The sequence below is a fragment of the Phocaeicola sp. ICN-14070 genome, assembly GCF_037892625.1.
GTDB classification, from domain to species: Bacteria; Bacteroidota; Bacteroidia; order Bacteroidales; family Bacteroidaceae; genus Phocaeicola; species Phocaeicola plebeius.
Window position 1 is genome coordinate 1 of the sequence record NZ_JBBKBF010000096.1, and the last position, 8696, is coordinate 8696.

8 protein-coding genes are annotated in these 8696 nt (G+C 46.3%); 2 read left to right on the forward strand and 6 right to left on the reverse strand.

Annotated elements, in window-relative coordinates; genetic code table 11:
• Positions 1 to 163: 163 nt before the first annotated feature.
• The 6 genes from WKT20_RS16915 to WKT20_RS16940 form a co-directional block, all read right to left on the reverse strand.
• On the reverse strand, positions 164 to 778 hold the full coding sequence (locus WKT20_RS16915) for a hypothetical protein (RefSeq protein WP_340417781.1): 615 nt from the start codon (positions 776 to 778) through the stop codon (positions 164 to 166).
• A gap of 44 nt (positions 779 to 822) precedes the next feature.
• Positions 823 to 1911 (reverse strand): DUF4249 domain-containing protein, encoded by a 1089-nt coding sequence (locus tag WKT20_RS16920; RefSeq protein ID WP_270526291.1) that lies wholly within the window; start codon positions 1909 to 1911, stop codon positions 823 to 825.
• A gap of 54 nt (positions 1912 to 1965) precedes the next feature.
• On the reverse strand, positions 1966 to 4566 hold the full coding sequence (locus WKT20_RS16925) for a TonB-dependent receptor (RefSeq protein ID WP_409034790.1): 2601 nt from the start codon (positions 4564 to 4566) through the stop codon (positions 1966 to 1968).
• A complete protein-coding gene (locus tag WKT20_RS16930) occupies positions 4566 to 5375 on the reverse strand; it encodes a FecR family protein (RefSeq protein WP_117670203.1) in 810 nt (269 codons plus the stop codon). Before WKT20_RS16930 ends, WKT20_RS16925 begins: the two co-directional genes overlap by 1 nt.
• Positions 5376 to 5449: 74 nt before the next feature.
• Positions 5450 to 5968: an RNA polymerase sigma-70 factor gene (locus WKT20_RS16935; RefSeq protein WP_007559456.1), complete on the reverse strand. Its 519-nt coding sequence runs from the start codon at positions 5966 to 5968 to the stop codon at positions 5450 to 5452.
• A gap of 101 nt (positions 5969 to 6069) precedes the next feature.
• The gene (locus WKT20_RS16940) at positions 6070 to 7008 is read right to left on the reverse strand and encodes a tRNA-dihydrouridine synthase family protein (RefSeq protein WP_270526286.1); all 939 of its coding nucleotides are present in this window, start codon (positions 7006 to 7008) and stop codon (positions 6070 to 6072) included.
• Between the two features lie 58 nt (positions 7009 to 7066).
• Here WKT20_RS16940 and WKT20_RS16945 point away from each other — a divergent pair, with 58 nt between their 5' ends.
• Entirely contained in the window at positions 7067 to 7474 is a 408-nt protein-coding gene (locus WKT20_RS16945; protein WP_007559458.1) for an acyl-CoA thioesterase, read from the forward strand.
• A complete protein-coding gene (gene dprA / locus WKT20_RS16950; protein ID WP_270526283.1) occupies positions 7471 to 8583 on the forward strand; it encodes a DNA-processing protein DprA in 1113 nt (370 codons plus the stop codon). Before WKT20_RS16945 ends, dprA begins: the two co-directional genes overlap by 4 nt.
• Positions 8584 to 8696 lie beyond the last annotated feature (113 nt).

Sequence of the window (8696 nt, forward strand, 5' to 3'; positions counted from 1 at the left end):
AAATCAGTACTTCCTTGGCAGTACTCTAATACTTTCCTTGGAGTACTACAGTACTTACGTGGAAGTACTCAAGTACTGACAAGAAAGTACTGAAAGCTATTAAATCTGTATTTCTCAATATGTTACAGAAATTTATAGAAAATCCATCCCTTTCAAAGAAAAATCATTTCCGTCTTGACAAAGGAATATAGGCCGAACACTCCCAGCCTGAAAGTCGGTTACGCAAGAAAGGAGACATATTGAACTTCCTTGTCATCCCCCATTTGTATTGCACAGCTACTTCCATGAATCTGAAGTCATACGCCAACCTTGCAAATATCGGCAAGTCGAAGAAACTTTTGTCATAAAAATAAAAAGTAGGCTCCACTCCTACCGACAGATTCAATCCTCGAAACAGGTACCGTCCCACACTTCCAGCAAAAGATGCCGACCACAGATTACGGATTCCTTCTCCGCCCACATACGTCGTATGCACGTCAGAAGAAAGATAACGGAATCCATAGCTGTAACGGCCATATCTTGCCGATAACGACAAGTCGAAGAACCAGCCGGTATCCGGACGATTCAGCCGCCAGCGGTATCCGGCACCCAAAGTAAAATCAGCCCCCAAACGGGAGTTCGCCAAATCGAAAGGCGGTAATCCTTTCTCCGGTGAAGCCACCTGGTAGTTTACGGTATTTTTCCCTCCATAAAGCACCAGGCCTGAAGAACGGAGCATCTGTGCACGAACTGTCATCCATAAAAAGAAAAGGAATAAGAAAAAAGATAATCGTTTCATACTGATTTCCAATTAGCGTTATTATTTTTAATCTGGTTTCTGTTTTATTTACTTAACGATTCATTATTCAGCGAAATAAACGGGTGATTCTTTTTTATCGAATCCACATTATATTCAACATTAAACACTGCATGGTCAAAATCTAACTGTGTTTCAGACTCTGACAGTTCCATCCACTCCGTTTGCCGCAAGCAGCAACCACCTACCAGTCCGAAACCGTTCTCCACATTGGTGTAAGTAGCCCGCATAGGAGCCAGCTCCACATTACCCAGTTCATTATTCTTCTGCTCATTAAGTGATTTCAAATAACGGTAGAACTCTTCAGACAGACTATATAAATAAACCTTATATTGCTTTCTGTTTATAAAAGTCTCATCTTGAATAGAAGTCTTGTAATCAGGTATGTAAGTCATATTCAGGCGAAGTGTGTAATTCTTTCCCTGAATTTTCTCATCGCTCCAAAAATACAGATTCTGATAGTACGCATAGTTTCCCATAAAAATGTCATCCAAACCAGAAGAAGCATCCAATATTGGCTCATCACTCCAGTCCATATAAGCAGAAGACGGTTTACCATAATGCACCTCCGAAGTCCCCTCTTTCCAATACTTCACCCTTTCTTTGACCGTTACCGCATAGTAATTTTCAATCTTTGCATAATCGGTAAAATTTATCTGAAGCTGGAGCACACTCAACTCAGAGGGTTTTCGTTCTATTTTAACAGCGTTTAAGGGGAAAGGAGCAGGAATAATGGTAAAGGCAGATACTGCTTTCACCCCTTCTACCGAAGCTGTAAGCCGGACACGGTCACTCGTCTCATAGGGCTGCACCACATAATAACTTTTGGCGGGAACTCCCGGCAATGAATCCTCTGTCCACAACAAAGGAACAGCAATGTCATTCACTTCCAACCTGATGTCCCTGCCCTTTAATCCATACATTCTCATGCCTTTGTCATAAACCGGAAGACTGTGCGAAAGACGTACCACCGTAGTATCACCACTTCCAGGATAACTATATACCGTTAATTTAGGAACCTCTGAAATCTTATCCAAGTCAAAATAATACACACAAGATGACAACAGGCTGAAGGCTGCAAGTATTATTATGAGATTCTGTTTGTGTAAATGCATAAATACAATGTTTAGAAATTTGTTATAATCAATGACATTCCAATGCATGCCGATTCAGAAATTTAAGGTGTAGCTAAAAGAAGGAATTATCGGGAACAGTCCGATAGCCTTTCCTCTGAAACTTCCATCCACCTGCCGTTCTATCTTTGTATAAAAAGGATTCATACGGCAATAAGCATTATAGATACTCACATTCCAAATTCGCTCGAATCCCCGCTTGGTAGTCCGCCGGAAATTGATACCCACATCCAGCCGGTGGTAGGCAGGCAAAGTAATATTGTTAGGTTTTCCATACATCGGCTCTAAGTCCGACAGCTGCGAGGTTCCAGGTAGGCAAGGATTTTCCACATACTGTGTAGGAACCGTCGCATGGTCACCACTACGATAAGTCCACGCTGCATATACATCCATTCGATGGCTGAATTTACGACGATAGACAAAATTCAGTTTATGACGATTATCAAACTTGCTGGGATACCAACCGGAATAGAAATCATCAAATTTTTGCTTGCTCCATGATAAAGTATAACCAGCCTGAAAGAGGTTCTGCTCATCATGATACACCAACGATGTTTCCAACCCATACGATTTGCCATCTCCCACCCGTACCACCTGTTCCCAGTTTCCGGCAGGCAATGTAAGACTGCCTCCCGCCTCGTACTCCAACATTCGGCTGGTAGTACGGAAATAGCTTTCCACCTCCAGGCGCAACCTCCACGGAAGTTCCATGTACACACCACCTGCCACCTGTCGCGAATGCATAGGACGTATACGGGAGGTAGAAGGAACCCAACAATCGGTCGGCAAGTTTAAATAAGAATTGGATAACTGGTGCGCAAACTGACTCATCTCGGTATAGGAAACTTTTAAAGTGGTACGACTGAACAGACGGTAACTTGCCGATATTCTCGGCTCCAGCGAATGATATACTGCTCCCGAAACTTGATACATGGTATAACGTCCCCCCAAGTTTATCCGCAGCTTTCGGGTCAGCCTCATATCGTCTTCCGCATAAAAAGAGAATTCATTCCCCTTGTAATGGCTCTCTACTGATGACAATAACGTATCCGTCATTTCCTCCGTACCTCTTATATCCTGTGATAGCGTATGCTGCGGACAATAGATATGATACAAGTAATCGCTTCCGAAGCGAACATGATGACTCGCCGTAGGAAGGTAATGAAAATCCATGCGAAAACCTACGTCATCAATAGTAGAATAACTGTCCCTCTGCATCCGGTCTACAGAATATTCTTTATCATCTTCCCCTTTATAAAAACTATCATCTGACCTGAAGTCATATTTAGACAGATTACGGGCATATACCAAAGAAAAGTTACCGGTCAGTTTATGATTGAACTGATTATTCCATGACAACGCGGCAGAAAGATTTCCCCATCTGATATGATATTCATCCGTGGTCTGTTCTTTCTCTTGATGGAGCAGATTTCCTGACGGGAAAAGCTGTTTATCCTTCATTTTAAACAAATCTCTTCCAGAATACACACTAAAAGAAAGCCTGCTCTCATTGGAAAACCGATGTGTAATTTTCGCATTTATATCATGAAAAGCATAACGGGCATTGATATCTTCTTCGGGAAAGAAACGATTGGCAATCCGCAAAGCAGGAGCAGAAAGCACGTCCAACCAACTCCGGCGCATACCGAACACAAAAGAAGTTTTTTCCTTTATGACAGGCCCTTCGAAACGTAGCCTTCCGTCCAGCAGCCCCAACGAGACCATACCATGAAACTCCTTTAAGTCCCCCTCCTTCATACGGACATCTGTCACAGACGAAAGCCTCCCTCCGTAACGTGCCGGGAAACCACTCTTGTAAAAATCCACGTTCTTCACTATATCCGTATTAAATGCAGAAAACAATCCTCCAAAATGATTCACCTGATAGAGAGGCATGCCGTCCAATAAGAATAAGTTTTCATCATTCTTCCCCCCGTGTACATAAAGCCCGGAGAGCAGTTCCGTGCCAGCAGATACTCCGGGAAGCTGCTGAATTGCCTTGACTAAATCCGGTGAACTGAACAGTGAGAATTCCGTATTCAACTGTTCTGAAGTCAACGAAATCTTTCCAGTCTGAGTTGTAAAAAGAGAAGTATTCAAATCGGCTGTTACCACTACCCCTTCCAATGCAGTGGAACTTTCCTTCAAATAAATAGTACCAGAATAATCTGAACGCAAGTCCAATTCTTTCACCACCTCTTCATAACCTACATAAGAGAAACGCAAAGTATGCTTTCCTTCCGGTAATGTCAAACTAAAAAAACCATGTTCATCCGTTAAGGTACCGATATGCATATTCTGATCATACACCGTGACATTAAGGAGTGATTCCCCATTATCCTGACACACGTGTCCTGAGAAAGTATACTGGCTCGATTTAAACAACAAAACATAGCTGCCTTTTATCTCCCATTTGATTCCGGTTCCGGAAAAGACTGTTTGCAGATTCTCCTTCAATGACTTACCAGAAGAAAGAATGCCAGATAACCGTATCATTTCCAAAGAAGAATCATAGACGAAATTCACATGATACAAGTCTTGCATTCGTACGATTGCTTTCTTCAATTCTGAAGTTTCAGAACAAGGATGTCCCCCTAAACATAAACAGACAGCCGCCACAGTCCACAAGGTACTCATCATACTTGCTTTTTAATATGCACTTTTAATACTTTTTCTATTATCTCGATGATTTCGTCCAGACTGTGTGCATCGAAATTGGCTGTCAACCGTTTGTCTGTCCGGTCAGCTACCAGCTTTACCCCATAATAACGGGAAAGCTCTGCAAGTACTTTCGGAAGAGGAGTATTCTCAAATACAAAACTTCCTTTCTTTACAGAATCCGGACGATGGACGATTTGCGGAACATGCTGACCTTTTACCACTTGTGCCTCCATTCCAGCCAGAAGTTCTACACCTTCCGACTGACCTAGTACAGAAAACCGTACTTTTCCCGATTCCACCTGAACCCATGCGGTATCCGCACGGCTTTCATCCATCACGAAACAAGTACCCAACACTTGAACTTCAGCCAACTTTCCTATTACTTTAAACGGACGAGTACAATCTCTTTTTATCATAAAACCAACTTTCCCCGTCAATTTCACTTCACGACATACATCTGCATAATCCTTTGTACGGAAACAAATAGAAGAATAGGGATATACCGTAACGACCGAACTGTCCGGCAACTGGTACTTTACTGCATGTTCGTATGCTGCCAATTCTGTCCACTGCTTCTCAGGAGATATACCCACCCAGACAATAAACGCCAGCAATATAGCCGCAGCCAGCCCAGATAAAAACAGGAAATACCGGTTCTTTCCGCCTGCCCTTCCAACCACTCCATGCTTTTCCTTGAAAACTTTCAAAGCCTGCCGTGTGTCCAATTTATTCTTTTGATAGTGCCTCAACACAAAACGAAGGCATTTTTCTTCTAATTCATTCATGTTTCTGGTGATATTATACATTCAACCCTATGACAATAGAAACTCCAAAAATCACTACGTGAAAACACTGAATTTTAGTTAAAGAGAAACATATACACTTTATATGCCCCCTCACGTATCAAACGAAATGCCTTCTGAATATGACTGTCGACTGTATGAACCGAAATATGAAACTTTTCAGCAATCTCCTGATACTTCAGGCCATCCCGTTTATGCAAAAGAAAGACCTCACGGCAACGCTCAGGCAAGGCATCTATGGCAGTCCACATTCGCGCCTCCATCACACTCCGCTCCTCCACCTCCTCATCCAACAAGGTTTCTTCTAATTCAGTAAATGAGACTCCCGATTTGAACAGATTTTCCTGACTCAAATAATCCAAGCTACGGTTCTTAACCATCACATACAAATAAGCCTTCATATTACTTACCTCACAAGACTTTTCATTATTCATTTTCTCCCACAAAGACGAAAAGCAATCCTGCACAATATCTTTGGCCATCTCTACGTCCTGTACATAATGTGTTGCATACAAACACAAAGGTCTATAATAAAACTTGAATAACTCATCTATATTTAATCTGTCTCTTCCCATGTGCAAATCGATTTCTATTTCAAATAGAGACAGATGAAAATACCAAAATCACCATCCTACTTCTGTAAAAAAAGTTAAGTCTTTTCAGTTCTTCATACCTCTCACCGCAACGCCTCTTCCACTGCCCGCAGATACCCGTCCAAGCGATTGCTCTTCAAGATAGCCTTCCGCTGTTTCTTGTCCAGCTCCGGCAACAGGTACTCCCAGCAGGTCTTCAGCTTGGCCAGCAGCTGCGCCTCTCCGCCCTCTATCACCCGATGATAATACAGATACATCTGCCGGTGCATCTGCGCTACCCGTGCCTTCAATTCGTTCTCGGACAATTCTCCCTCACGGAAAGCCAGCGCCAGCGCCGGATTCGCCAGCAGCCCGCGGCCCAGCATCACCCCTTTCAGCCGGGGAAACGCTTCCAGTACCTCCCGGGTGTCGGCCACCGTCAGCAAATCACCGTTGTACACCAGCGGCCGCTCACACGCCTCATAGAACGCACGGAACGCCTCCCGGTCCACCGCCCCCTTGTACTGCTGCTTCCCGATGCGCGGATGAAGCGTTACCTGCGTCACACACGAACGGTTGAGTAACGGCACGAGCGCCTTCCACTCCTCCGCATCCTGGCCGCCTAACCTCATCTTCACCGAAAAGCGAATCTCCGGAAACACCTTCATCATCTCCAACAGCGCCTCCACCTTCTCCGGAGAAGACAAGATACCCGCTCCCTTCCCACGACGTACAATCAGCGGAAACGGACAGCCCATGTTCACATCTATCTCCCGATAGCCCTGCGAAGCCAAAAAGTCCGTCAGCACCTTCAGCTCCTCCGGGTCTGAGGCAATCACTTGCGGAACCAGCCGGGGCACCGTGTTCTCTTCAGGCGACACGTCGCGCCTGTCCTTGTTACGAATCTCTCCCTTCTCCAACCGGACAAAAGGAGTATAATACGCGTCCACACCTCCCAGGCACTGCGCATGTGCATTGCGCCACGCCACTTCCGTAAAGCCCTGCAAAGGGGCTGCATAAATTACTGGTACATTCTCTTTCATATCCCGCAAATATAGGAATAATTCGCTATCTTTGTGAAAATACATAAACTTCACTCTCATGGAGAAATACATCTTTGAACTGAAAATGAAGGTTCGCGACTATGAATGCGACCTGCAGGGAATCGTCAACAATGCCAATTACCAGCACTATATCGAGCACACCCGCCACGAGTTTCTCTCCTCCGTCGGTGTCAGCTTCGCCCAGCTTCACCAGCAGGGCATCGACCCCGTGGTAGCCCGCCTGAACATGGCTTTTAAAACCCCGCTGACCAGCGGCGACGAGTTCATCTCCCGTTTGGCACTCCGCAAGGAAGGCATCAAATACGTCTTTGTGCAGGACATCTACCGCCTGCCCGACCTGAAACCCGTCATCAAATCGACCGTAGAAACCGTGTGCGTAGTCAACGGACGCCTGAGCGACAGCGCCCTCTTCAATGAAATCTTTGCTCCCTACCTGAACCAATGAACGAAAAAGAACTCCTCTGCCGCATGGCCCTTCCCCTTCTGCCCGGCATCGGTCTGGTAGGAGCCCGCCACCTGATTCAGGCTGCCGGAAGTGCGGCCATGCTTTTCGAACACGCCCGCGAGCTGCCGGCCCTTCTTCCCGGAGTCACTCCGAAAGTGGCCACTGCCTTTCAGCATACGGAAGTATTCCGCCTGTGCGAAGCCGAGCTCTCGTTTGCCCAGAAGCACCAGATTCAGTGCCTGACCGAAGACGACGAAGCCTACCCTTCCCGCCTCCGCGAATGTCCCGATGCCCCGCTCGTGTTGTTCTACAAAGGCTCGGCCAACCTGAACAGCCGTCACATCCTGAGCATCGTAGGCACACGCAATGCCACCGACTACGGCAAATCCCTCTGCCAGCGTTTCATGCAGGAACTCAGCACCCTGATTCCCGACGTGCTGATAGTGAGCGGGCTGGCTTACGGCATCGACATCCATGCCCACCGTGAGGCACTGACCCACGGATTCGACACGGTGGGCGTACTGGCTCACGGTCTGGACCGCATCTATCCAGCTGTACACCGCCGCACCGCCACCGAGATGCTGACACAGGGCGGACTGCTCACCGAGTTCATGAGCGGCACCAACCCCGACCGGCAAAACTTCGTGAAGCGAAACCGCATCGTAGCCGGCATCAGCGACGCCACCCTCGTGGTAGAATCCGGCCCCAAAGGTGGCTCCCTCATTACCGCCGAGATAGCCGAAAGCTACCAGCGCGACTGCTTCGCCTTTCCGGGCCGCGTAGGCGACACCTACTCCACCGGCTGCAACCTGCTGATACAAAAAAACCGCGCTGCCTTGATACAGAGCGCGGAAGATGTGGTAAAAGCCATGAACTGGGACCATGTGCCCGTTTCCCCTCAGGTAGTCCAGCGCCAGCTGTTCCCGGAACTGACACCCGAAGAAGAACAAGTCATCACCCATTTACAGAAGCATCCCGACGGAATACAAATCAATACGTTGGTAGTGGAAAGCAACATCGCCATCAACCGCATGACCAGCCTGCTGTTTAATTTAGAGATGAAAGGCGTGGTCCGTGCACTAGCAGGAGGAGTCTACAAAATGGCATAAAAAATGGGAGAACGCTTTCTCCCAACCTTGTTAACCTTAAATCTAATACTATGAAAAAAATCACGTGACAAATGTAAGAATAACACTTATTCTGTGCAAATATTCGCCACCTG

What these genes read in the sequence shown, in the direction of transcription:
- WKT20_RS16920 (WP_270526291.1), bottom strand. Translation starts at nt 1,911, where the DNA reads ATGCATTTACACAAACAGAATCTCATAATAATACTTGCAGCCTTCAGC.
- WKT20_RS16930 (WP_117670203.1), bottom strand. Translation starts at nt 5,375, where the DNA reads ATGAATGAATTAGAAGAAAAATGCCTTCGTTTTGTGTTGAGGCACTAT.
- WKT20_RS16925 (WP_409034790.1), bottom strand. Translation starts at nt 4,566, where the DNA reads ATGAGTACCTTGTGGACTGTGGCGGCTGTCTGTTTATGTTTAGGGGGA.
- dprA (WP_270526283.1), top strand. Translation starts at nt 7,471, where the DNA reads ATGAACGAAAAAGAACTCCTCTGCCGCATGGCCCTTCCCCTTCTGCCC.
- WKT20_RS16940 (WP_270526286.1), bottom strand. Translation starts at nt 7,008, where the DNA reads ATGAAAGAGAATGTACCAGTAATTTATGCAGCCCCTTTGCAGGGCTTT.
- WKT20_RS16945 (WP_007559458.1), top strand. Translation starts at nt 7,067, where the DNA reads ATGGAGAAATACATCTTTGAACTGAAAATGAAGGTTCGCGACTATGAA.
- WKT20_RS16915 (WP_340417781.1), bottom strand. Translation starts at nt 778, where the DNA reads ATGAAACGATTATCTTTTTTCTTATTCCTTTTCTTTTTATGGATGACA.
- WKT20_RS16935 (WP_007559456.1), bottom strand. Translation starts at nt 5,968, where the DNA reads ATGGGAAGAGACAGATTAAATATAGATGAGTTATTCAAGTTTTATTAT.